We start from the raw sequence: 23,914 nt of genomic DNA, 5'->3' as shown, positions 1-23,914 counted from the left end.
CATCCGCGAGATCCCGATGCGCATGGTGCTGCCCAATCTGGTGACCGTTCTTGCGATCTGCGCCGGCCTTTCCGGCATCCGCTTCGCCTTCGAGGACCGCTTCGAGCCGGCGGTGGTCATGGTGCTGCTCGCCGCTTTCCTCGACGGCATCGACGGCCGCTTGGCGCGCATGCTGAAGGCGACCTCGAAGTTCGGCGCGCAGATGGATTCGCTGGCCGATATCGTCAATTTCGGCGTCGCGCCGGCGCTGGTGCTCTATGCCTTCCTGCTCGACCGCGCCGGCTCGCCGGGCTGGATCGCGGCGCTCCTGTTCACCATCGCCTGCGGCATGCGGCTCGCTCGCTTCAATGTGCTGGCCGACGACACCGATCAGCCGGCCTGGCAAACCGAGTATTTCGTCGGCGTCCCGGCGCCGGCGGGCGCGGTGCTGGTCATGCTGCCCTGTTATCTCTACTTCCTGCGGCTCGGCCTGGAACCGACCCGGCCGGCGGCCTTCGTCGCCACCGGCTTCACCGTGCTCGTCGCCTTCCTTTTGGTCAGCCGGCTGCCGGTCTATTCGGGCAAGAGCGTCAAGGTGCCGGGAGACAGAGTGCTTCCGGTCATCCTCGGCGTGGTGCTCTACATCCTGCTGTTGATGGCCTATCCCTGGTACACGCTGACGGCATCGGTCGCCGGCTACCTCGTCTTCCTGCCGTTCTCGGTGCGGGCCTATTCGAAGCGGGCCATGCGCGAAGGCGAGAAGGTGCCGCCTTCCGATATCGGGTAAGCACTGCGCCCTATCTCCCCCGTTGTGGGGGAAATAGCCATTTCAACATCTTAGCGAAGCTAAGTGTTGGAAATCGCAAGAGAGGGGAAAGCGCCTAACATGAGAAGTTGGCGCTCTACAAGAAGCAGCCTCCGCGCCCTACGAGACCCCCTTCTCCGGTATTTTCCAAGCACTTGCTCGGGGACAAGCCCGCTCGCGAATGCAGGAAAATGCTTTCTCCCCCACAAGGGGGAAATAACCGCGCTAGGCCGCTACCCCCAATCCCAGCCGGTCGATCGCCAGCTTCCGCGCCGACACGTAATCCGTCTTGCCGGAACCCAGCACCGGGATTTCTTCCACCTTGATGATGTCATTGGGCACCATCAACTCGGCCGCGCCCGCCTTCTTGCCGAACTGGCGCAGCTCTTCGGCATTGGCATCGTCGGCCGTGGTGACCAGCACGATGCGCTCGCCGCGCCTCTTATCGGGCACCGCCACCGCGGCATGGCGCTGTTCCGGCCATAGCGACTGCACCAGCATCTCGACCGCGCCCAGCGACACCATCTCGCCGGCGATCTTGGCAAAGCGTTTTGCCCGCCCTCGGATGGTGATGAAGCCGTCGCGGTCGACCGAGACGATGTCGCCGGTGTCGTGCCAGCCCTCGAGCGGCTGCAACTCGCCGGGGCGGTCGGCGGTCATGTAGCCCATCATCATGTTCGGCCCGTCGAGCCAAAGCCGGCCGCCCTCGCTGATGCCCTCGACCGGCTCAAGCTTCATACGGATCGCCGGCAGCAGCCGGCCGACCGTGCCGTCGCGATTGTGGATGGCGGTGTTCACCGCCACCACTGGCGCCGCCTCGGTCAGCCCAAAACCTTCGATGATCGATGCCTGGAAACGGTCACGGTAGGTGCGCCTTGTCTCGGGCTTTACCGCTTCAGCGCCGGCAACAACGAAACGCAGGCTGGAGAAATCGCCGTCCTTGGCAGTGCGGGCATAGTTGGCGAGGAAAGTGTCGGTGCCGAACATGACGGTCGGCTTCACCTTGCGCGCGATCTCCGGAATGATCTTGTAGTGCAGCGGCGAGGGATAGAGGAACAGTTTCACGCCGGTTACCAGCGGCAGGATAGTGCCGCCGGTCAGCCCGAACGAATGGAAGACGGGCAGCACGTTGAGCAGGATATCGGCCGGCGAGATCGTGATGCGCGCCTCGGCCTGCATGGCGTTGGCGAGAAGGTTGCGGTGCGACAGCACCACCGCCTTCGGCGTTCCTTCCGAGCCCGAGGTGAACAGGATCACCGCTGGTTTCGACGCCTGCTGCCGCTGCAGCGGAAAACGCCAGAAAAGCGCCGCCGCGACCTTGTCGAGCAAGGTCACGCTCTCGCGCACATCCTCCAGCCACAGCATCTTGGCGCCGCCCGCCTCGACGGCGGCGACGATGTCGTCGATGGCGGCCTTCTCGATGAACGCGCGAGAAGAGACCACTGTGCGAATGACCGCCGTGCGGATCGCGGCGGTGACGCTCGCCGGGCCGGCGGTGTAGTTGATCACCGCCGCGATGCGGGCCGCCGAGATAAGCCCGACAAAGGAGAGCACCACGCCGTTGGCATTGGGCAGGAGCAGGCCGACCGCTTCGCCTGGCGCCGTCACCGCTTCGAAGCGGCGGCCGAGCACGCGCGCGCCGATGAACATCTTGCGATAGCTGAGCGCGCCCGAAATCACGTCCTCGATGATCGGATGCGAGGCACCGACGCGATCCGCCGCGTCGCGCATGGCCAGGAACAGGCCGCGGTCGAGATTGCTGCCGTAGAGCCGCGCCTCGGCAAACCGGTCGAACAGCGCGTTGGTGTTCGACGCCATGTCGGGGTTGCGAGCCACCAGCTCGGCCACGGTCATCGGTTCCAGCACGCTGAGCGACAGGCGCGGGAACCAGCGGCGCGGCGCCTTGTCGGCCGGCGTCAGCGACATCGGCAGGTCGCGCGCACCGACTACGAAGATCGGCACGATGCGGGCGTCGGCCTGCATTGCGATGCGGGTGATGGCGCGGAACAGGCGGAACGACTTGACGTCCGGCTCGACGTCGTCGGGCAGATAGACCGCAAGCCGGCCCTTGCCCTTCAGCACGCGCACCAGCCGCCGGCTGACGAAGAGATGTTCGGCATTGAAGGCGATGGTGCGGGCAAGCTCGCGCCACGGCTCCAGCCAGGGCGAGCGGGCCGAGGCCTCGTCCAGAATGTGCAGCGTGTCGTCAGGCAAGAGCGACAGCATCAGCGCCGGCTCGATGCGCGATTGGTGCGAAACGACATAGATCACCGGCGTGCGGGCATTGCGGGCAATGCGGATGCGGTCGTCGGCAATACGGTAGGCGAGCTTGAACGGCACGTAGAGCAACGCCTGGGTAAAGCGCAGATCGAGCCGGAACCTTTCGATCACGCCAATCAGCAGCCAGGCAAAGACAAGACCGGCAAGCAGCGCCAATGTCAGGATCATGCCGCTCTCTCCCAACGTCCTCCACGGTGCGGCTCTTGCGCGGCCGCTTCGGTGGCAGAAGGTAGCGGAAGTGGGGGCAAGGTCAATGTGGGGCTGGTAGGGCGCTCCCTTCTCCCCTTGCGGGAGAAGGTGGCCGAGCGAAGCCCGGACGGATGAGGGTATTGCACGGATCGCTTCGCTGGAGATGTAAGTACCTGAAAGCAATCGATTCTTCCAGGCCGTGCTTCTTCCAAAACCTCTCATCCGTCTCGACGCTGCGCGCCGACCCACCGTCTCGCACAGGGGAGCGGGGAAAGGCGTGCCGCTACGCCACCTTCAGTCTCCCGCTGATGAAGCGGAACTCCTGGCTCTTGCCGCCAAAGCCGTAGGCCGCCGCCGGAACCTCATGCACCAGCGCGTAGCTTTCCTCATGGACGCCGCCGAGCAGGCGGCCGAAGGCGTCGAAAATCGCCTTGAGATAGGCTTCGAGCTCGAGCTTGGTGTTGGTGCCGTCCACCACCTTGATGTCGAGCCAGAAGGTGCTCGTGCCATGCTCGGCCAGCGACTTGCCGCCGGCGAACCAGTGCTGCGGATCGACGTAGCTGACCGCAACCGCGGTGATAGTCGGGTCCTTGCGCAGATGCGTGGCCGTAATCTCGGTGATCTCCTTCGCGATCGCGGCGGAACGCTTTGCGTCGGGCTCGCCAGTGACGCTGACATTGATGATCGGCATTTTTCTCTCCTTCGCTTCTGACGGCTTCGCGCCGCCGATGAAGGGACCATGCCACTAGCCATGCGTCAAAAAATCGAATTGTTTTGACAATTACTTCGATATTATCGAATTATGGAAACTCTCGATCCTGACCTGCTCAAAACCTTCCTCGCCTTCGTCGATGGCGGCTCCCTGGCCAGGGCGGCGTCCGCTGTTGGCCGCTCCCCATCCGCCGTCACGGCGCAGATGCAGCGGCTGGAGGAGGTCGTCGGCGAGCCGCTGCTTGCGCCCCAGGGACGTGGGCGCGGGCTGACGCCTGCCGGCGAGGACCTTGTCGGACACGCCAGGCGCATCCTTGCCGTCCACACCGAGGCCTGGCTGGCGCTGAAAGGCGCGCGCGTCGGCGGCCGCATCGCCATCGGCACCACGCAGGACTTTGCCGATCATGGCCTGCCGGAGCTGTTGCGCGCCTTCGCCGCCAGCCATCCGCGCGTCAGGATCGAGCTGCGCGTCGGCCGCTCCCTGGAGCTCGGGTCAGCCTTGCAGGCGGGCCAGCTCGACCTTGCGATCACCATGCGCCATGCGCCTTCCCCGGATGAAGCGTTCCTGATCAGCGAGCCGATGCTGTGGCTCTGCTCGGAAAAAGGCTTGGCGACGCGGCAAGACGTGGTGCCGCTGGCGCTGCTCGATCCCTATTGCGGCTTCAGGGAGGCTGCTCTCAATGCACTCGACGCCGCCGGCCGCCGCTACCGCATCGCTGCCGGCAGCTCCAGCCTTGCCGGCCTGCGCAGCGCGGTCAATGCCGGCATCGCGCTGACGCCGCGCACCCGGCGTCTTGCCCATTCCGGTATCGTGGAAGCGTCCCCCGATCTCGACCTGCCGCCGCTGCCAATGGCCGGCTTCGCCATCCGGCTCTCCCGCGAGGCGGCTCGTCCGGCGCGGGATCTCGCGGAGCTTCTGGGCACCGGCCTGGCGCTGCCGCCCTGAACGGCAAGGAACGCCCAAAGAAAAAGCCGACCTTTTTGCGGGTCGGCTTCTAGTCGGACGGGTCGAGGGGTTTGGGGGGACTTGGGGGGTGACCCGTCGATCTAACAATGCCTGAGTCGGGTGATGGTTCCGTGACCGCGAAAAAAATTTACGAACGCGTCGATTTGGCTCTCGACCAGTCGCGTGCGGCATGCGCGAAAACCGCGCAAAGCACGATCGCGCCGCCGACGATGCTGGCCAGCGGTGGGAATTCGCCGAGGAACAGCAAGGCGAACAGGATGGCGAACGGCACTTCGGCCGAGCCGAGCAGGCCGGATTCGGCGGCGGGGATAAGCCGCGAACCTTCGGTCCACAGGATCGAGGCCAGCGCGAAGGAGCAGCCGAAGGTGGCAAGCAGCACCATATCGCGGGTCGAAACGGCAACCGGGTCGGTGACGAACCAGCCGAGGACGAAGAGCAGGAAGGCCGACACCGCGCCGGCCCAGACGACGGGCGAGTCGCGAAAGGCGCGCACCATGATCATGTAGAGCGCGCTGCCGGTGGTCATCAAAAGCGCCAGCCCGTCGCCGAACAGGTGGCCGCTGCCAAAGCCGCCGCCCACCATGACGGCGACGCCGCATAGCGACACGGCCGCCGCCAGCATCGTCTGCAGCCGGAATTTTTCCCGCACCAGCAGCAAGGCAAGCAGTGCGGCTATGAAGGGTGAGGTGGCGTAGATCACCGCGACATTGGCGACATAGGTGTATTTGAACGCCGCGATGAAGGCGATGCTGGCGGCAGCCCCCTCGACCGCAAGCAGCCAGCCGCGCCAGCCGAGCCTGAGGCTCTCGCGCCCGCCCGAGCGGCGGCGGCGCCACAGCACGTAGAGAGCAATCAGGATCGAGCCGAAGAAGCCGCGCCAGCAGGTGATGGTCAGCGGATCGGCATGGATCGACTTGGTCAGCACGCCGGTGAGCGCGAAGGCGACGGCCGAGGCCGAGACTAGCACCACGCCCAGCATGCGCTCGGCTGTGGCGTCGGCGGTGCCCTTGGCAAGCTTTTCAGGCATGTCGACCGTATCCGTCATGGTACCAGACTATGCCGCTCCTGCTGACAGCCTTCTGTCATGAGTCCTCGACCCGTTTGCGGAAACGCTCGTTGCCGACGATCAGCAGGCCGGCGCCGATGATCAAAGCCGCGCCCATGAAAACTTCGGTTCTCGGCACGTCGCCCCAGATGGCGAAGCCCAGCGCAAACGCCCAGACCAGCGACGTGTATTCGAATGGCGCCACGATCGACACCGGCGCCCGTTTCATGCCCTCGAACAGCATGTATTGCGCGACGCCGCCGAGCGCGCCGACGCTCATGAGAAGCATGAGTTGCGGCGCGTCGGGCATGCGCCACCAGATCAGCGCCGGCACGGCCGAAAAAAGCAAGAAGTAGAAATTGTTGAGCACCAGCTGGATCGTCGTGCGCTCCTGCATCGCGGTCTTGCGCAAGAGCACCACGGCGATGCCCCACAAAAGCGCTGCCGCCAGCACAAGCAGCACCGGCACGGAGAAGCCGAGACGCGCCGGGTCGCAGGCGATGAAGACGCCAACGAATCCGACGAACACCGCCGCCCAGCGCAAGAGCGGCACGGTCTCGCCCAGCATCACCACTGAAAGCACGGTGACGATGATCGGCGCGGCGTAGTAGATGGTGGTGAGCTCGGCGAGCTGCAGCGAGCGTGCCGCGTTGTAGTAGCAGAGCCAGGCCGCGAGCGTGAACGCGCTGCGCACCAGCATCGGCCGCACGATGGGCGAGTTTGCGGTGTCGGCGAACAGCGTCCGTCCGCCGATCGCGCCGCAGGCGGCAAGGACGGTGACCGAGCGGAAGAACATGATCTGCCACACCGTCATGCCGGCCACCAACAGCTTGATCGAGGCGTCCTGCGCCGAAAACAGGAAATAGGCGGCCGCGGTGAACAGGATGCCGGCCAGCACCCTTTCGCGGCTTTCGAGGACGACGACATCGGCCATGCGGTATCGATTTGCCAGCGTGGAGGCGGCTCCGCCCCATCGGATCCACTTCTGCCAGCTATACGGGCGAAAGCTTCTACGGCGCTGTTCCAGCGCGGCGCTTGCGTTGGGGCAGAGCCCTCGTGGCCGATCGAGAAGCGCTTACTGCGTCGCCTGGTAGAGCTCGGAGGCTGCCTCGTTCAGCGCGCGCCTTCCGTCGGGCCTGAGGTACATCATGTGGCCGCCCTCCACGACATCGAGCCGGATCGGTTTGGCGTCGGCGAGTGAGGGAAGCTGGTTCACCAGATAGCGCGAAGCGAGATAGGGCGTCACCAGGTCGGTATAGCCGTTGATTATGACGACGCCGAGCGAGGGGTTGAGCGAACGCGCCCGCTGCAGGTCGTTCATCGCCCCGGCATAGCCTTGCCCCGAGGTGCCGTACTCCCAATTGCGACTGATCTCGCCGTTGAGCAGCCGGTAGCTGACATCCGTGCGATAATTCAGTTCGTTACGGGCGTAAGCGACAAAGGCCGAGGTCAGCACCGGCACACTGCGGTCAAGCACCGGGTCCGGGCCTTCTATGCGGGCGCTGCCCGGCGAGATATCGGCGGTGCTGATCGTGGCATCGTAAGGGCTGAGCACCTTGCCCTTGGCGCGCTGGAACTCGCGGGTGAACAGGCCGGTAGGGACACGGGCGAAATTGCGCTCGACGAGATCGAGCGGCAGGCCGGTGATTTCCGCCACGCGCCCGCTGGCGAGCTTGCCGCCTTGCTCCAGCCCGCTGGCGAGAGCCGTCAGATAGTCGCCAAGCGCATAGCGTTCGACCTCGGCCAGTCTGTCGCGCAGCGCCTCGCCGCTGACGCCGTCGGCGCGAAGCCGCACCGCCGCCAGCGAAGGCAGTTCGAGCGCCCAATGCAATTGATCGAATTGGTCCGGCCGCACCAGCATGAACTCCAGCGCCGGCGAGATCAGCACGATGCCGGAGGGGCTCAAGCCGACATCCTCCTGCAGCGTCCTGGCGAGCAGCGCGGCGCGAAAGCCGCCATAGCTTTCGCCGGCGAGGAAGAGCGGTGAAGCGGTGCGGCCGTTCTGCGCCAGATAGAGCCGTATGAAAGCGCCGACCGAGCTGGCGTCCTGGTCGACGCCCCAGAACCCTTTCGTGTCCTGGCCCGGCGCTTCGCGGCTGTAGCCGGTGCCGACCGGATCGACGAAGACGAGATCGGTCATGTCGAGCCAACTGTCCGGATTGTCGATGAGCCTTTGTGGCGGCGGCAGGAATTGGCCGTCGGCAGCGGTCGCAACGATGCGCGGGCCAATCGCGCCGAGATGCAGGTAGGCGGAGGCCGCGCCCGGCCCGCCGTTGAAGACGAAGGTGATCGGCCGCTCTTTGGCCGGGGCAGGCGACTGCTGCGTGTAGGCGACGTAGAAGATCTCGGCCGTGACCTCGCCCTTGCCGGAAAGCAGCGACAGCGTGCCGGCCTTGGCCTGGTAGTCGAGCTTGCGCCCGCCAAGGGTGATCGAATGCTCGGTGACCTGCGGCGGCGGCAAAAGCGACAACACGCCGCCGGCCGGCGCCGGCCGTTCAGGTGTTTCGGCGCCGACTGGCTGCGCAAAGGCTGTGAGCGCCAGGAGGATGAAGGGCAGGAGCTTCAACTTGGGACGCATGCGACCTCCGCGGGAATGACCCCCGCAAAGGTATGGCCGGGGCGGCCGAAGTCAAAGGGGATAGGCTTGGCGCTGCGTTGGAACTTCGATCTCTCCCGTCGCGGGGGAGATTGGCAGCTTCACCCCCCAAACGCTCGCTCCAGCGCCGCGACATCGATCTTCACCATGCCCAGCATCGCCTCGGTGGCGCGTTTGGCGCGTTCGCGGTCGGGATGTGCGGCCATGTCGCCGAGGATTTTTGGCACGATCTGCCAGGACAGGCCCCAGCGGTCCTTCAGCCAGCCGCATTGCTCGGGCTTGCCGCCATTGCCGAGAAAGGCGTTCCAGATGCGGTCGATCTCGGCCTGGTTATCGAGCTCGACGAGGATCGAGAAGGAATGGTTGAACGGATCGAGCGGACCGGCTTCGAGCGCGACGAAATTCTGGTCGTCGAGCACGAATTCGATGATCTTGACGCTGCCGGCGGGGCCGCTCGGATTGTCCGCCGGCACATCGGTCGTGCGGCCGATCGCTGAATTGGGAATGGTGGCGACATAGAATTCCACCGCTTGCCGCGCGTCCTTTTCGAACCACAGATGCGAGGTCACCTTGGCCATGCTGGATCTCCTTCCTGTCTGGCAACGGCCCAAGGACGATCGAGTTTCGCTCGACCCGACAGGGTATCTCGCTTTCGAGTTTGGAAATCGGCGACGGTGTCGTCCGATGCCCGGCGGGGCAGAGGCGCGCTGTCCCGCCAGCATCTCCGTGCTGTCAAGGCACCGAAAACTGCGGAAGGGATGCAAATGGACGCCACCGCATCTGCAGGCACCGCTGAAGGAGGCTCGACCAGGTCAAGGCGCTGATCACACTCGGGGCCAGAGGCAGGCTCGACGGTCAGTTAATCGCCTGCAAGGTGGAGGCGCTTGCGGTGGCGGAACTCCATTCGGCGACAGGAGCCGGCGCGCCACGCGCGACGACCCCTTCCGGCCGCTTCCCGGCCACTTCCTCCTCACAAGGGCTCACGAGGGGGAGATCAGCTGGCGCTACTGTGCCGATGGCACTTCCGCATCCCCTTCGTCGGTGAAAGGCGAGGCGCTCGGCACGCACTGCACGGCCCAACCCTGCGGCGTCGGTTGCTTCTGATATTCGGCAATCGCGTTGGTGCACTGTTCGCGGGTGTCGAAGGTGCTGGGCAGCACCGCCATGCCGCCCTGCGGGCCGGCGATCACAAGATACCAGACCAACGCTACGCTGGGGGTGGCAGCCATGGGAATTCCTCTTTGCTGGATGTCGGAGTCGGGTCGATGCTAGCAACTCCCAGCAAATGGCGAAAGCAGGGCGGCGGCATACGCTCCCCCGCCCTGGTCACAGACCCGTGAACGACCGCTGGCCGGACGCTTATTCGACAGCGAAGCAGTAGAACAGGCCGTCGCCGCCCGTGCCTCTCAGCGCCTCCTGGCTGCAGCCGCCGCGCGAAGCATGTGAGGAATTCCACGACTTCGCCGCGGCCGATTCGTCGAGGCCGACTCGGTCGTGATGGCCCGTCATGGCTGCCCCTTCCGCGCCGCTCATCGTCCAGTCGCCGCAGGTCTGGTCGGCGATCTTGGTGCCATCGGGCTTGGAGCCGGTCAGCACGTCGTGGCGGTTGGGCTTGTCGCCGCGGCCGTTGACGACTTCGCCCTTCTCGGTAAGCGCCGTCTGCTTGCTGATGGCGTTGGCGTCGCTGTGCAGCGAGGCGACGTCGTCGGCGATCTTCTCGCCCTTGGCATTGAACCAGGGACCCTTGCCGATGCGGTCGCGCGCATCCTCGGCGCTGGAGGAGAGATAGGCGTGCCAGGTCTTGCCGGTGACGCCGGCCGCTTCTGCCAGCGAGGCGCAATGCGCGTCCGCACCCTTGAGGCCGCCGAGATCGGCGCCCTTGCCGGAGCCGACGCTGGTGACGAAGAAGCTCATCTTGGCGTCTTGCGACAGGGCCGCGCCTGCCGTGGCGGCGAGTGCGGCGGTAATGGCGGTGGCGGCAACGAGAAGAAGTCTGCGCATGTCGGTCCTCCGGTTTCGAATGTTCTACATTCGAAGAACGTAGCCGGAGGCCTGTTTCATCCGCCTTGAGGCAGGTTTATTCCGGTTGCCGATAGGCGACGAAACGGTTGTGCCTGGCCTGGAAGATCAGCCCGGTTTCCTTCAAGTCCGGGCTTGCCAGCGGCACGATGCGTTTGGCGATCTCGGACGGATGCGGCAGCGTCTCGGGATCCTCGCCCGGCATGGCCTGAGCGCGCATTGCGGTGCGGGTGGCGCCCGGATCGGCGGCGTTGACCCGAAGCGGCAGGCTCTCGGTCTCATGCGCCCAGGAGCGCATCATCGTCTCCACCGCGGCCTTGGAAGCCGCGTAGGGCGCCCAGAAGGCGCGCGCCGAGTGCGCCGCGTTGGAGGACATGATGATCGCGCGTCCGGCGTCGGAGAGCCGAAGCAACGGATCGACCGAACGGATCAGGCGCCAGGTCGCGGTGACGTTGACGGTCATTACCTTATCGAAGGTTTTTGCTTCGACATGGCCGATCGGCGAGATCACCCCGAGTATACCGGCATTGGCGACTAGGATGTCGAGCTTTCCCCAGCGCTCGTGGATCGCGCCGCCCAGCCGGTCGATGCCCGCCATGTCGGCGAGGTCGAGCGGCACCAGCGTGGCCTGTCCGCGGCCGTCGGCCTTGATCGCATCGTCAAGCTCTTCCAGCCCGCCGACGGTGCGGGCGACCGCGACGACATGCGCGCCGGCGGCAGCCAGTTCCCTGGCGATGAAGTAACCGATGCCGCGCGAGGCGCCTGTGACGACCGCGACGCGGCCGGAAAGGTCGAGGGTCATGTGAGGGATTCCGTGGGGTGGACCGGCTTACGACCCGCCGCTCGCCAGCAGCGACAGCGTGCGCACGTTGTCGTGGCCTTCGAAGTCGAGCAGGCGGGTAGGGTACTGGCCGGTGAAGCAGGCGTCGCAGAATTGCGGCTGGTCGTTGTCGCGGCGCGCCTCGCCGACGGCGCGGTAGAGCCCGTCGATCGACAAAAACCCGAGCGAATCGACGCGGATGAACTCGGCCATCTCCTCGACCGACATGCGCGATGCCAGAAGCTTCGATTTCTCCGGCGTGTCGACGCCGTAGAAGCACGATGCGCTGGTCGGCGGCGATGCGATGCGCATATGCACTTCCTTCGCGCCGGCGTCTCGCACCATCTGCACGATCTTTTGGCTGGTGGTGCCGCGCACGATGGAATCGTCGACCAGCACCACGCGCTTGCCCTCGATCATGCGGCGGTTGGCGTTGTGCTTGAGCTTCACGCCCATGTGGCGGATGGAATCGCCCGGCTGGATGAAGGTGCGGCCGACATAGTGGTTGCGGATGATGCCAAGCTCGAAGGGAATGCCCGCGGCCTGGCTGAAGCCGATCGCGGCCGGCGTGCCGGAATCCGGCACCGGCACGACGATGTCGGCCTCGACCGGGTTTTCCTGCGCCAGCTCCGCGCCGATGCGCTTGCGGACCTCATAGACGTTGCGGCCCTCGACCGAGGAATCCGGCCGCGCGAAATAGACATATTCGAAGATGCAAAAGCGGGTCTTCTGCGGCTCGAATGGGAACAGGCTCTCGATGCCCTTGGAGGTGATGACCACCATCTCGCCCGGCTTGATGTCGCGCACGAAACGAGCGCCGATGATGTCGAGGGCGCAGGTTTCCGAAGCGAGTATCCAGGCGCCGTCGAGGTCGCCGAGCACCAGCGGACGGATGCCGAGCGGATCGCGGCAGCCGATCATCTTCTTGGCCGTCATCGCGACCAGCGAGAAGGCGCCCTCGACCTGACGAACGGCGTCGATGAAACGCGAGTTCAAATCGCGCTCCTTGCTGGTGGCGACCAGATGCAGCAGCGTCTCGGTGTCGGAGGTGGAGGAGAAGATCGAGCCCTGTTTCTGCAATGCGCGCTGGACGGTGAGCGCATTGGTGAGGTTGCCGTTATGGGCGACGGCAAGGCCGCCTTCGGCCAACTCGGCGAAGAAGGGCTGGATGTTGCGCAGGCCCGCGCCGCCGGTGGTGGCGTAGCGGGTGTGGCCGATGGCGCGGTTGCCCTGCAGGCGATCGATGACGTTCTGTTTGGTGAAGGTGTCGCCGATCAGCCCGACATGACGCTCGACGTGGAACTGGGTGCCGTCATAGGAAACGATGCCGGCGGCTTCCTGACCGCGATGCTGGAGCGCGTGAAGCCCGAGTGTGACGATGGCTGCCGCGTCCTGCCGGCCGAAAATGCCGAACACGCCGCATTCGTCATGGAAATGGTCATCGGCCTCGGCGGAAAGGACTTTGCCTGCGTCTGCCGTTGAGTCTGCCATCTGGGGCTCAAGCTCCGCTAAAACCGCCATATAAGGCGATCGCTCATCGAACGCAACGCATGCGATGCCGCATCCATAACATGCCCCAGGCCAGTGCCGGAACTGGCCTGGTTTCAGTTTGCCGGCGCCTCAGTTTGCCGGCGCCGGGGTGGCGGGAGCCGGGGCGGGAGCCGGCTCATTGTCGGCCGGCGCTGCGCCTTCGCTGTCGTCGGGCGCCGTCGCGCTGTCGTCGCCGGTCGCCGGCGGTTCGGCCGCGGGCTGGTCGGTGGTCGCCGGCGCGCCGGCCTGGGGCGTGCCCTTACGCGTGTATTTGTTGACCAGCTCTTCCGTGTTCTCGGGCAGCACGCTTTCGAGCTTGGCGCCGATCGTCTCGAGCAGCGGCCGCGACTTGGCATTGGCAACCCAGGCGGGCGCCTTGGCGCCGGCCAGCCAGTTGAAGAACAATAGCGCCACCGCGACGACCAGGATGCCGCGCGCCGCGCCGTAGAGGAAACCGAGCGTGCGATCGAGCGCGCCGATGCGCGAATCGATGATCCAGTCGGCGATCTTCATGGTGATCACCGAGACGACGATCAGCGCGATGACAAAGACGATGCCGGCTGCCGCGGCAATGGCGATCTTGTCGTTGTCGACATATGGCTGAACGTAGGGCAGGACCGGCTTGTAGAAGAAGAAGGCCGCCGCCGCCGCCGCTACCCACGACACCACCGACAATACCTCGCGGGAAAAGCCGCGCACCATGGCAAGCATCGCCGATACGAGGGTGAAGCCGACGAGAATTCCGTCAAGCAGCGTAATCGGCATATCTTTCGCCCCACATCATGAGCTGCATCACTCCCCCTCGTCGGCGCGGCTGCGCCGTGAGCCGGCTATGCGCGCCACCAGGTCGGCAAGCTCGGTGGGCTGGAAAGCGCCGGCCGCGATTCCCCCGGCCCCATTACCGCCAACGACTTCCTCGCTGCCGAGCGGCAGCACCGCGCTTCCGAAACCCAGCTTTTCGGCCTCTTTAAGGCGCTGCTGCGCATGCGCAACCGGCCTTACCGCGCCCGAAAGGCTGATTTCGCCGAAATAGACGCAATCGGCGGGAAGGGCAAGACCAGTGAGCGACGAAACCAATGCTGCGGCGACCGCGAGATCGGCCGCCGGTTCCGAGATGCGGTAGCCGCCGGCGACATTGAGATAGACGTCGTGCTGGCCGAAGCGGACGCCGCAATGCGCTTCCAGCACCGCCAGCACCATGGAGAGCCGCGCGCCGTCCCAGCCGACGACGGCGCGGCGCGGCGTGCCGAGCGAAGAGGGCGCCACCAGCGCCTGGATCTCGACCAGCACCGGCCTTGTGCCTTCCATGCCGGCGAAGACGGCGGCGCCGGGCGACTTCGCATGCCGCTCGCCAAGAAACAGCTCGGACGGATTGGCGACCTCGCGCAGGCCCTTGTCCGACATCTCGAAGACGCCGATCTCGTCGGTCGGCCCAAAGCGGTTCTTCACCGTGCGCAGGATGCGGAAGTGGTGGTTGCCTTCGCCCTCGAAATAGAGCACGCCGTCGACCATGTGCTCGACGACGCGAGGGCCGGCGATCTGGCCTTCCTTGGTGACATGGCCGACGAGCACGATCGCGGCGCCGGTGGATTTCGCATAGCGGATCATCGCCTGGGCGGCCGCGCGCACCTGGGTGACCGTGCCGGGCGCCGAATCGGCAAGATCGGTCCACAGCGTCTGGATGGAATCGAGGATCACCAGATCGGGCCGCTTGCCGTCGGCGATTGTCGCGAGGATGTCCTCGACATTGGTCTCGGCGGCGAGTTCGACCGGCGTCGAGGCGACACCGAGGCGCTGAGCACGCAGCCTGATCTGCGCGACCGCTTCCTCACCCGAAACATAGACGATGCGGTGGCCTTTCGAGGCCAAAGCGGCTGCGGCCTGCGTCAGCAGCGTCGACTTGCCGATGCCGGGATCGCCGCCGACCAGAAGGGCGGAGCCGCGCACGAAGCCGCCGCCGGTGGCGCGGTCGAGCTCGCCGATGCCGGAGACGATGCGCGGCGCGTCCTCGATGTCGCCGGAGAGGCTGGTGAGCACCACGGCGCGGCCCTTGCGCACATTGCGGGTGTTGGCCGGCCCCGAGCCGATGCCGCCCGCGGTGCCTTCCTCGACCAGCGTGTTCCACTCGCCGCAGGCCTCGCATTTGCCGGCCCAGCGCTGATGCACCGAGCCGCAATTCTGACAGATGAACTGAACGCGCGATTTGGCCATTAGCGTTGGGCCGATCGCAAATTTTCGAAGGCCGGCGTTCCCGCCCACCCCCTCTGGCCTGCCGGCCATCTCCCCCGCAAGGGGGGAGATCAGCAGCTTGGCCGCCGGTGCTCTTCTTGCAACGGCGGCGATTGGCGAAGGTCGTGGCAACAGCCAATCTCCCCCCTTGCGGGGGAGATGTCCGGCAGGACAGAGGGGGGTGTGATGGAGCGCTGACGTGGGCCAAAAACTACTCAAACCTCTCCGGCAAATGATGCTCCTCGGCCAGGTCCGAGAACCGCGTGAATTCGCCATGGAAGGCGAGGCTGACGGTGCCGGTCGGTCCGTGACGCTGCTTGGCCACGATGCACTCGGCCTTGCCGCGCGCCTCGTTCATCTCGTTTTCCCACTTGATGTATTCGTCGGTGCCGAGCTTCGGCTCGCGGTTCTTGAGGTAGTATTCCTCGCGGTAGACGAACAGCACCACGTCGGCGTCCTGCTCGATCGAACCGGATTCGCGCAGGTCCGAGAGCTGCGGCCGCTTGTCGTCGCGGCTTTCGACCTGACGCGACAGCTGCGACAGCGCGATGATCGGCACGCCGAGCTCCTTGGCTAGAGCCTTCAGGCCCGTGGTGATCTCGGTGATTTCCTGCACGCGGTTCTGCGAGGCGCGCGCGCTCGAGCCCTGCATCAGCTGGATATAGTCGATGACGATCAGGTCGAGGCCGCGCTGGCGCTTCAGCCGCCGCGCCCGCGCGGAGAGCTGCGCGATCGAGATGCCGCCGGTCTGGTCGATGAACAGCGGGATCTTCTGCATCGTCTGCGAACAGGCGACCAGCTTCTCGAAATCCATCTCGGAGATTTCGCCGCGGCGGATCTTCGATGACGAGATTTCGGTCTGCTCGGAGATGATGCGGGTGGCGAGCTGTTCCGACGACATTTCGAGCGAGAAGAAGCCGACCACGCCGCCATTGGCCGCCTTGAAGGTGCCGTCGGCCTGCTGCGCCGGTTGATAGGCCTCGGCGATATTGAAGGCGATGTTGGTGGCCAGAGAGGTCTTGCCCATGCCGGGGCGCCCGGCAAGCACGATCAGGTCGGAAGGCTGCAGGCCGCCCATGCGGCGGTCGAGGTCGCGCAGCCCCGTGGCGATGCCTGACAGATGGCCGTCGCGCATATAGGCGGCGTTGGCCATGTCGACGGCGGTTTTGACCGCGTCGTTGAAGCTCTCGAAGCCGCCGTCGTAGCGGCCGGTCTCCGCGAGCTCGAACAGGCGCCGCTCGGCGTCCTCGATCTGCTCCGAGGGCGACATGTCGACCGGCGCGTCATAGGCGATGTTGACCATGTCTTCGCCGACGGTGATCAGCGCCCGGCGGGTGGCGAGGTCGTAGATGGCGCGTCCGTAATCGGCGGCGTTGACGACGGTGACCGCCTCGACGGCGAGCCGCACGACATACTGCGCCACGGTCATGTCGCCGACCTTCTCTTCCGCCGGCAGGAAGGTCTTCAGCGTGATCGGCGTTGCGATCTTGCCCATGCGGATGAGCTCGGCCGCGACCTCGAAGATCTTGCGGTGCAGCGGCTCATAGAAATGCGCGGGCTTGAGGAAATCCGAGACGCGGTAGAAGGCGTCGTTGTTGACCAGAATTGCGCCAAGCAGCGCCTGCTCGGCCTCGATGTTGTTCGGTGCCTCGCGGTAGAGCGGTTGCTCCGCCACGCCGAGCTTGCGCGCTGCTTCAGCCATGATGTCCCCGATTTCGATCCCGCTTCCTCGATATCAGAACTGGAAAAATCGGTGCTGACTTATCTGCAACAGTGAGGTTCCAACCGGCTTCGATGCTCGCGATTCACAACCGAAATTTTTCCGTGGAAAGAATCGTCATTGACTCGAATCGAAGTGCGCAACCCTAGCGGGCCTCGAACGAGAACAAAACAGGAAAATGCGATGCCGGCTATGTCAGTCGTGGCAAGCTTGTCTGCGCCGTGTAGCCTCGCCCCTGAATCACAAGCGGCTCAGCCAAGCGTGTCGCCCCAGTCCGCCCGCCTCGCCGCCTTGAAGACATCGCCGTCGCGCCTGCTGGAGAGGCGCTCGCCGGCATGGCCGTTGGGCTGGCAGAGCTTGAGCACGACTTTGCCCGAACCGCCCTTTGGCGGCGCGATCACCCGTGACGCGCGCGCCGGCGCCGGCAGACGTGAGGCGGCGAGGTAGATGAACTTCTCGTCCTCCCACGGCACGTCGGCGTCCTTGGCGAGCCGATGCAGCCGCGAACGCGCGACGCGGCGCGAGAAATGGCACCAGTCTGGCGGAGCGAGCGGGCAGGGCGCCTCGTGCGGGCAGGGCGCCGAGACATGCGCGCCGGCTTCGATGAGCTGCCGGCGCGCGGCAAGGATACGCTGCCAGCCGGCCGGCGTGCCGGGCTCGACGATCAGCAGCGTGTCGGCCGTCAATCGCCAGAGCCGGTCGACGAGTTTTGGCAGCGAGGCCGGCGCGATCTCGTCGAGCACATAGGCGACGCTGATCAAGTCCGCCGGGTCGAGACCGTCGAGATCGATGGTGGCGTCGCCGGCTACCCAGCTCGCGCGGGCAGCGATCGCGCCGGCGGCCAGCGACTGGCCGACCTTGCGCACCGCCGCGCTTGCCTCGACCAGAACCGCCCGTTCGAGCTCGGGCCAGGTATCGGCCGTGGCCCAAAGCATGGTGCCAGGACCGGCGCCGATATCGAGCAGGCTTTTCGGCTGGAAATCCGGACGGGCGTCCGCCAGCGCGTCCAGGCAAGCGCGAACGGCGGCATAGGTGGCGGGCAGCCTGGTCGCCAGGTAAGCCTTCACCGCCATGTCTTCGCCCATATGCAGGCGGCCGTCACGCAACTCGGCGCGATAGCGTTCCGAAAGCGTTCTCGCGGCCTGTTTCAGCGCCGGCAGCGGTACTTTTTCGAGCAGGCTGTCGACGCCTTGCCGGAGCGCGGTGGGCAGTTCCAATTCAGGCTCCTCTTGGCGCGAGCAGGATCACCGAGGCGCCGACGATCGAGAGCGCGGCTCCGGCGAGGTCGAAACGGTCGGGGCGCACGCCTTCGGCTAGCCAAAGCCAGCCGAGCGAAGCGGCAATGTAGATGCCGCCATAGGCGGCATAAGCGCGACCGGCGGCGCTCGTGTCGACCAGCGCCAAAAGGAAGCCGAACAATGCCAGCGACGCCAGACCTGGCACCAGCCAGAGCGGCGACTTCCCCAGCCGCCACCAGGCCCAGAAGCAAAAGCAGCCGGCGATCTCGGCAAGTGCCGCCGCGATGTAGATTAGGTAGTTCATGAAAAAGGCCTCGCGAACGAGACCTTTTTCGTGGCGTCAGGCCGCAATGGCAAGCGGCAATCGCCGCCGTTCTATTCCACCTTCTTGCGGCGGGTCGGCTTGACGGCGGGCGTCGCCGGCTCCTGATGGCCGAGGTCGCGCAATTCCAGCGCCTTCTCGCATTTGGCCATATAGTCGCGCGTCATCGGCAGCGTGTCGTTCTTCTTGGCGATCTGGAACTGGAAGATCACCAGATCCTGCCAGCGGAAGGCGGCTTCCGAGGCCGCAAGGTAGAACTCCCACATGCGGCAGAAGCGCTCGTCATAGATAGCCTTAGCCTTGTCGCGGTTGGCGGCAAAGCGCTGGCCCCAATGCTTCAGCGTGTCGGCGTAGTGAAGCCTGAGAATCTCGATGTCCGTGACGATAAGGCCCGATTTCTCAATCGCCGGCAGCACTTCCGACATCGACGGGACGTAGCCGCCCGGGAAGATGTATTTGCGGATGAAGGCGCTGGTCGCCCACGGCACGCCGGACCGGCCGATGGTGTGGAGCAGCATCACGCCGTCGGGCTTGAGCAGCGTCGCCGCCTTGTCGAAGAAAGTCCGGTAATGGTTGACGCCGACATGCTCGAACATGCCGACCGAGACGATGCGGTCGAAGCGTTCGTTGAGCGCGCGATAATCCTTGAGGTCGAAATGCGCGCGGTCCTGCAGGCCCAGTGCATGTGCGCGGTCGGTGGAGACGCCCTGCTGCTCGGTGGATAGCGTCACGCCCTGCACGTCGACGTCGAAGGCCTTGGCGAGATAAAGCCCGAGGCCGCCCCAGCCGGAGCCGATATCGAGCACCGTCTGGCCGGCTTTGAGTCTCAGCTTGGCGGCGATGTGGCGCTTCTTGGCGACCTGCGCTTCGTCCAGCGTCATGTCGGGCTGTTCGAAATAGGCGCAGGAATACTGCATGTCCTCGTCGAGGAAGAGCTTGTAGAGTTCGCCGGAGAGGTCGTAGTGGCGCTGCACGTTGCGGCGAGATCTCGACGCCGTGTTGATCTGCTGCAGGCGGCGGAAGGCATGGCGCAGACCTTCGATGGCCTTCGACCAGGTCACGTCGATGCCGCCGCTGCCCATGTTCTGGAAAGCGATCCGCATCACCCCGAGGACGCCGCCCTCGGGGATGTCCAGTTCGCCATCCATATAGGCTTCGGGCACGGCCAGCATCGGATCGAAGGTGATCGCGCGCTCGGCATGCATGGTCTTGATGTGGATGTGTACCGGTTCGCCGCTGCCGTCGCCGAACTTATGCGTCGTGCCTTTCGGCCCGGTCACTTTGAGGTCGCCGGTCCGCACCAGCCGTTCGAGAACGTGTTTCAACAGGATGTTCATGACCAAATGTCCCCTCAGACGGACCATCCGGCAGTCGGACCGAATGCCAAATCGAAAGTGCCACACCGCATCGCCCGCGTCCAATCGACGCGCTACGCCGTAATCTGCAACAAGATATGGGGATTAGAAAAGTTCCTATTGGCACAAAAAAGCCCGGGTCGAAGACCCGGGCGTTGGTCCAGTCGGCGCTGGACGCAGGAGGAGCCGGAGCGCGGCTCCTGCCTTGTCGATCAGGCGTTGTCCTCGCCGCCTTCGAATTCGGCGTTCGGATCGAAGAAGTTTTCCGGCCGGGCGTTGTCGTTGATGTCTTCGCCATAGATGGCTTCGGCCGTCGTCAGCGTCTCGCCCTTGGCCTGGCGCTCCGCCTCATCGGCCGAGCGGGCGACGTTGAGCGTCACCGTGACCTCGACTTCAGGATGCAGCGCGATCGCCACGTTGGAGAGGCCGATGGTCTTGATCGGCTGGTTGAGCTCGATCTGGTTGCGGCTGACGGAGAAGCCCTCGGCGGTCAGCAGTTCGGCGATGTCGCGGGTCGACACCGAGCCGTAGAGCTGGCCGGTCTCGCCGGCCGAGCGCACGACGATGAAGCTCTTGCCGTCGAGCTTCTCGGCGATCTGCGCAGCCTCCGACTTGCGCTCGAGGTTGCGGGCTTCGAGCTGGGCGCGCTGGCCCTCGAACTTCTTCTTGTTGGCTTCGTTGGCGCGCAGCGCCTTGCCCTGCGGCAGCAGGAAGTTGCGGGCGAACCCATCCTTGACCTTGACGGTTTCGCCCATCTGGCCGAGGCGGGAAATGCGCTCGAGGAGAATGACTTCCATGGTTTCGTTCCTTTGGTTGGCGCCATCGCGCATGACGGCGGATTCTTTGGGAACAGGTCAGGAAGCAAATGGCGTCTTCGCCGGTGTCGCTGTCCTGCCTGTTTTGGCAGTTAGAGGTTTATGGCCTCAACTCGGGATTTGAGCCTGCCCGTTGCGGCGCCCGTCGCCGTGGGCCGAAGCGGGCGGCAAGCCGCCCGCATCAATAGCTTAGCGAACCACGTAGGGCAGCAGGCCGAGGAAGCGGGCGCGCTTGATCGCCTTGGCGAGCTCGCGCTGCTTCTTCTGGCTGACGGCGGTGATGCGCGACGGCACGATCTTGCCGCGCTCGGAAATGTAGCGCTGCAGCAGACGCACGTCCTTGTAGTCGATCCTCGGAGCGTTGGCGCCGGAGAACGGGCAGGTCTTGCGGCGGCGATGGAACGGACGCCGGGTCGGGATCTGGTTGATGTCGACCATTATTCTGCACCCCCTTCAACGTTTTCGCGCGGGCGGCGCGGACCACGGTCGCCGCCATCACGGTCGCCGAACGAGCGCGGGCCACGGTCGCCGCGGTCGCGGTCGCCGAACGAACGCGGGCCACGGTCGCCACGGTCGCGGTCGCCGAAGCCGCCGCGCTCGGAGCGCTCTTCGCGCTTCTGCATCATCGCCGAGGGGCCTTCCTCATGCGCCTCGACCTTGATGGTGAGGAAGCGCAGCACGTCTTCCGACAGGCCCATCTGGCGCTCCATTTCGTTGAGCGCGGCTGGCGGGCAGTTGATGTCCATCAGCGTGTAGTAAGCCTTCCGGTTCTTCTTGACCCGGTAGGTGAGGGACTTCAGTCCCCAGTTCTCGATCCGGCCGACCGATCCGCCATTGGCGGCGATGACGCCCTTGTACTGTTCGACAAGCGCATCAACCTGCTGCTGCGACAGGTCCTGCCGGGCAAGAAACACATGTTCGTAAAGAGCCATTATGTTTTTCTGCCTTTCTTCGTTTCTCTCACCGGCCCTCGCGGCTAAGCCTCTGCAACTTGTCTGACCCGTTCGCGAAGGAGCGGGGAAGAAAGGAGCATCACGAGACGGTCGAGAGCGGAGACACGGGAGGCCCAAAGCGCTTCTGGCTTCATGACGTGGCCCTCAAAGGCCACGGCCCTCCGTTCAGCCCCCAGCAAGGACCGGCAGATTGCCGGCGTCTATACATCAATTCGTGAGGAAGGCAAGGGCGGGAGAGAGGGTCGGCGGCTCCGCAGTGTCGCAGGACTGGCGGCGCTTGTGGGAATTGGCTGACCCGCCGGCCGCAGGTCAGCCATTTCGTCGGAAGGCGATCCACTCAGCTCATATGCGCGACGAGCGGGACTACCGTCTCGGGGAAGAAGTCGGGCGCGACCCGGCGCTTGCCGAACATCATATCGTACTGGATCAGCCGGAAATCGTTGATCTTCGGATCGATCTTTTTCTGCCGCGCCCAGTCGGGCGTCGCCTCGCCGGAGGGCGACAGCAAAAGGTTGCGGTCAACCACCCGGTAGTGCTCGCGCAGCGCGCCGAGGAAGCCGGTGTAATAGGGGTGGGTGATCCCGGCCGTTGTAAGGATATGATAGGGCAGGAAGGCGGGGCTCACCGAGCCCAGATTCTCGACCGGACCGGAGCGGTTCGACCAGATGATCAGCGGCGTGTCGTGATGCTCGAGCGCCGCCTCGGGCGTCGGCTCCTTGCGCGGCGCGACATTGTCCTTGAGGAAGCCGGTCTCGACATAGACGGGGCCGAGCGGCGGCAAGTGGTCGCCGAAGAAGGCGATGATGGTCGGCCGCTCGCGCTTCTTCGCCCAGTCGATCAGGCGCTGCAGGCCGCGATCGGCGTCGGCCGACCCTTCGGCGTAGGAGAGCAGCGATTCCCGCGCCCAGGTGCTGATCGGCGCGTCGACGCTATGTGTCGGATTGTAATAGCGGTAGGGCTCGTAGGGCCCGTGGTTCTGCAGGCTGACCGCGAACAGGAATACCGGCCCGTCGCTGGCATCGGCCTCGCGCATGATCTCGTCGGTCATGGCCGCGTCGGAGGCCAGCGGCCCGCGCTTCTCCATCGGCGGCAGCGTCTCTTCCGAGCGGAAGTCGCTGAAGCCGAAATCGGCGTAGACGGCGCCCCGGTTCCAGAACCAGTTGGTGCCCGGGTGGATGGCGCGCGCCCTATAGCCTTCGCTCTTCAGGAAAGTCGCCAGCGACGGCGTCGGCGTGCGCACATATTGCTGATAGGGAATCGAGCCCGCCGGCAGGAAGGCGTTGGAGAAGCCGGTCAGCGCCTCGAACTCGATATTGGCGGTCATGCCGCCGAATTCCGGCGAGAACATCGAGCCTGAGCGCAGCGCGCGCACCGTCGGGATCGGGTCGGGCTTGATGCTGACGCCGGGAAGCTCCGTCGGATCCCAGAAGGATTCGCTCATCACCACGATGATATCGGGCTTCTGGTCCGGCACCGAGGCGGCAACCCCGGGACGCGCGATCGCATCCATCGTCTTCTCGGAATAGCCGGGCGGGGCCGAGACATGCGCCATTGGCACGTTGAGCGCGAAGGCGAGCGCGAAGCCGTTGGAGGCATAGTTCTCCTTCTGGTCCCACATGATCGGGATGATCTGCAGCCTGTCGCGCGTCCACGAGAAGGTGGCGTAGTCCATGATCGAGACGAAGAAGGCGAGCAGCGGCACGGCAAGCGTCAAGCGCGCCAGCCGTCCCTTGCGGCTGAGGATCGGCACACGCCGGCGCCAGAGCCGCCAGCCATAGACGAGCAGCGCGAGGCTGGCGACGATCGCTGCCGCAAGCAGCACGGCCGTCCAGGGGCGCTCGCGCACCAGAAGCGGCATCAGCGCCATGATCTGGCGGGCATAGAGGAAATCGGTCGGGTAGAGCGGATCGCCCAGATAGTGCGATTTCTGGTGACCGACAAAGGCCAATGCCAATGTCACCGGCGCGACGATCATCAGGCTTTGATGGCTGCGGCCGAGAATGGCGTCGAGCCCGATCAGCACCAGCGAAAAAACGATGATGGTGGTCCAGCCGGGCTTGAAGGGCTGCAGGAAGAAATCGACTGTGCCGAAGAAGTCGCCGCGCACGATCCATTCGATGGCGAACACCAGAAGGGCGGAGGCAAGCAGCGTCGCCAGGCCATAGCGGACAATCGGCCATCTGCGCCCCGGCAGATAGCCCGTGGACGGATCGTCTTCCAAAAATTGCGGCGCGGGTTTGGCCGCGCCTTTCCTGATCCTAGCCACTTTGCTTCCCCGGCCCATGTCACGCGTCTTCCACTCGCGTCACGCCACTGTCATCGAAATGTCACACAAAGCTAG

Annotated in this window: 22 protein-coding genes and 1 pseudogene; 3 read left to right on the top strand and 20 right to left on the bottom strand. The window is 65.2% G+C overall.

All coding sequences use genetic code 11. The annotated features are described in order from the left end of the window. The first annotated feature begins 22 nt into the window (after window positions 1-22). Complete coding sequence (locus EJ078_RS05410; RefSeq protein WP_245457363.1) at window positions 23-766, top strand: phosphatidylcholine/phosphatidylserine synthase; 744 nt, start codon at window positions 23-25, stop codon at window positions 764-766. Between the two features lie 243 nt (window positions 767-1,009). Here EJ078_RS05410 and EJ078_RS05405 read toward each other — a convergent pair whose 3' ends face one another. Both EJ078_RS05405 and EJ078_RS05400 read right to left on the bottom strand, forming a co-directional pair. After that, on the bottom strand, window positions 1,010-3,232 hold the full coding sequence (locus EJ078_RS05405) for an AMP-binding protein (RefSeq protein WP_127404146.1): 2,223 nt from the start codon (window positions 3,230-3,232) through the stop codon (window positions 1,010-1,012). Window positions 3,233-3,536: 304 nt separating this feature from the next. Then, window positions 3,537-3,944 carry a 4-oxalocrotonate tautomerase family protein gene (locus EJ078_RS05400; protein ID WP_066997323.1) on the bottom strand — a complete coding sequence of 136 codons (408 nt, stop codon included), beginning with the start codon at window positions 3,942-3,944 and terminating at the stop codon, window positions 3,537-3,539. Between the two features lie 111 nt (window positions 3,945-4,055). Between EJ078_RS05400 and EJ078_RS05395 the strand changes: the two genes are divergently transcribed. Then, complete coding sequence (locus tag EJ078_RS05395; protein ID WP_128294474.1) at window positions 4,056-4,910, top strand: LysR substrate-binding domain-containing protein; 855 nt, start codon at window positions 4,056-4,058, stop codon at window positions 4,908-4,910. A 148-nt stretch (window positions 4,911-5,058) separates the two neighbouring features. On the opposite strand, the gene EJ078_RS05390 is transcribed toward EJ078_RS05395, so the two are convergent. The 4 genes from EJ078_RS05390 to EJ078_RS05375 form a co-directional block, all read right to left on the bottom strand. Then, window positions 5,059-5,958 (bottom strand): DMT family transporter, encoded by a 900-nt coding sequence (locus EJ078_RS05390; RefSeq protein ID WP_082954141.1) that lies wholly within the window; start codon window positions 5,956-5,958, stop codon window positions 5,059-5,061. Between the two features lie 55 nt (window positions 5,959-6,013). After that, complete coding sequence (locus tag EJ078_RS05385) at window positions 6,014-6,910, bottom strand: DMT family transporter (RefSeq protein WP_127217229.1); 897 nt, start codon at window positions 6,908-6,910, stop codon at window positions 6,014-6,016. A 141-nt stretch (window positions 6,911-7,051) separates the two neighbouring features. Beyond that, window positions 7,052-8,554 carry a peptidase S10 gene (locus tag EJ078_RS05380; RefSeq protein ID WP_127404310.1) on the bottom strand — a complete coding sequence of 501 codons (1,503 nt, stop codon included), beginning with the start codon at window positions 8,552-8,554 and terminating at the stop codon, window positions 7,052-7,054. Window positions 8,555-8,673: 119 nt separating this feature from the next. Then, window positions 8,674-9,150, bottom strand: a complete 477-nt coding sequence (locus EJ078_RS05375) for a VOC family protein (RefSeq protein WP_095800086.1) — start codon at window positions 9,148-9,150, stop codon at window positions 8,674-8,676. 239 nt (window positions 9,151-9,389) lie between these two features. Here EJ078_RS05375 and EJ078_RS30155 point away from each other — a divergent pair. Beyond that, window positions 9,390-9,488 (top strand): annotated as a pseudogene (locus EJ078_RS30155) (OsmC family peroxiredoxin); the annotation flags it as partial. A gap of 88 nt (window positions 9,489-9,576) precedes the next feature. Here the strand turns inward: EJ078_RS30155 and EJ078_RS05370 are convergent. The 14 genes from EJ078_RS05370 to EJ078_RS05305 form a co-directional block, all read right to left on the bottom strand. Next, on the bottom strand, window positions 9,577-9,801 hold the full coding sequence (locus tag EJ078_RS05370; protein WP_067001363.1) for a hypothetical protein: 225 nt from the start codon (window positions 9,799-9,801) through the stop codon (window positions 9,577-9,579). A gap of 130 nt (window positions 9,802-9,931) precedes the next feature. Continuing rightward, the gene (locus EJ078_RS05365; protein WP_067330239.1) at window positions 9,932-10,573 is read right to left on the bottom strand and encodes a hypothetical protein; all 642 of its coding nucleotides are present in this window, start codon (window positions 10,571-10,573) and stop codon (window positions 9,932-9,934) included. A 76-nt stretch (window positions 10,574-10,649) separates the two neighbouring features. Beyond that, on the bottom strand, window positions 10,650-11,393 hold the full coding sequence (locus tag EJ078_RS05360; protein WP_067001369.1) for an SDR family NAD(P)-dependent oxidoreductase: 744 nt from the start codon (window positions 11,391-11,393) through the stop codon (window positions 10,650-10,652). Window positions 11,394-11,420: 27 nt separating this feature from the next. Further along, window positions 11,421-12,902: an amidophosphoribosyltransferase gene (purF, locus tag EJ078_RS05355; protein ID WP_095800085.1), complete on the bottom strand. Its 1,482-nt coding sequence runs from the start codon at window positions 12,900-12,902 to the stop codon at window positions 11,421-11,423. Between the two features lie 129 nt (window positions 12,903-13,031). Beyond that, entirely contained in the window at window positions 13,032-13,706 is a 675-nt protein-coding gene (locus EJ078_RS05350) for a CvpA family protein (protein WP_127404329.1), read from the bottom strand. A 27-nt stretch (window positions 13,707-13,733) separates the two neighbouring features. Continuing rightward, on the bottom strand, window positions 13,734-15,152 hold the full coding sequence (radA, locus tag EJ078_RS05345) for a DNA repair protein RadA (protein WP_127404328.1): 1,419 nt from the start codon (window positions 15,150-15,152) through the stop codon (window positions 13,734-13,736). Between the two features lie 229 nt (window positions 15,153-15,381). Next, the gene (locus EJ078_RS05340; RefSeq protein WP_067330253.1) at window positions 15,382-16,872 is read right to left on the bottom strand and encodes a replicative DNA helicase; all 1,491 of its coding nucleotides are present in this window, start codon (window positions 16,870-16,872) and stop codon (window positions 15,382-15,384) included. 269 nt (window positions 16,873-17,141) lie between these two features. After that, entirely contained in the window at window positions 17,142-18,107 is a 966-nt protein-coding gene (locus tag EJ078_RS05335; protein WP_128294383.1) for a small ribosomal subunit Rsm22 family protein, read from the bottom strand. Between the two features lies 1 nt (window position 18,108). Next, window positions 18,109-18,432: a YnfA family protein gene (locus EJ078_RS05330; protein ID WP_067330256.1), complete on the bottom strand. Its 324-nt coding sequence runs from the start codon at window positions 18,430-18,432 to the stop codon at window positions 18,109-18,111. 71 nt (window positions 18,433-18,503) lie between these two features. Further along, entirely contained in the window at window positions 18,504-19,787 is a 1,284-nt protein-coding gene (locus EJ078_RS05325) for a cyclopropane-fatty-acyl-phospholipid synthase family protein (RefSeq protein WP_066995637.1), read from the bottom strand. 230 nt (window positions 19,788-20,017) lie between these two features. Further along, entirely contained in the window at window positions 20,018-20,602 is a 585-nt protein-coding gene (gene rplI, locus EJ078_RS05320; RefSeq protein WP_095779181.1) for a 50S ribosomal protein L9, read from the bottom strand. Between the two features lie 207 nt (window positions 20,603-20,809). Next, complete coding sequence (gene rpsR / locus EJ078_RS05315; protein WP_127403739.1) at window positions 20,810-21,058, bottom strand: 30S ribosomal protein S18; 249 nt, start codon at window positions 21,056-21,058, stop codon at window positions 20,810-20,812. After that, window positions 21,058-21,552: a 30S ribosomal protein S6 gene (gene rpsF, locus EJ078_RS05310; protein WP_066995640.1), complete on the bottom strand. Its 495-nt coding sequence runs from the start codon at window positions 21,550-21,552 to the stop codon at window positions 21,058-21,060. The genes rpsR and rpsF overlap by 1 nt, the downstream gene beginning before the upstream one ends. A gap of 358 nt (window positions 21,553-21,910) precedes the next feature. Continuing rightward, a complete protein-coding gene (locus EJ078_RS05305; protein ID WP_082954121.1) occupies window positions 21,911-23,857 on the bottom strand; it encodes an LTA synthase family protein in 1,947 nt (648 codons plus the stop codon). Between the last annotated feature and the right edge of the window lie 57 nt (window positions 23,858-23,914).

The sequence above is a fragment of the Mesorhizobium sp. M1A.F.Ca.IN.022.06.1.1 genome, assembly GCF_003952605.1.
Lineage (GTDB): Bacteria > Pseudomonadota > Alphaproteobacteria > Rhizobiales > Rhizobiaceae > Mesorhizobium.
Note: the sequence above shows the minus strand (reverse complement) of the source record. Positions and strands in the feature narration are given on the sequence as shown.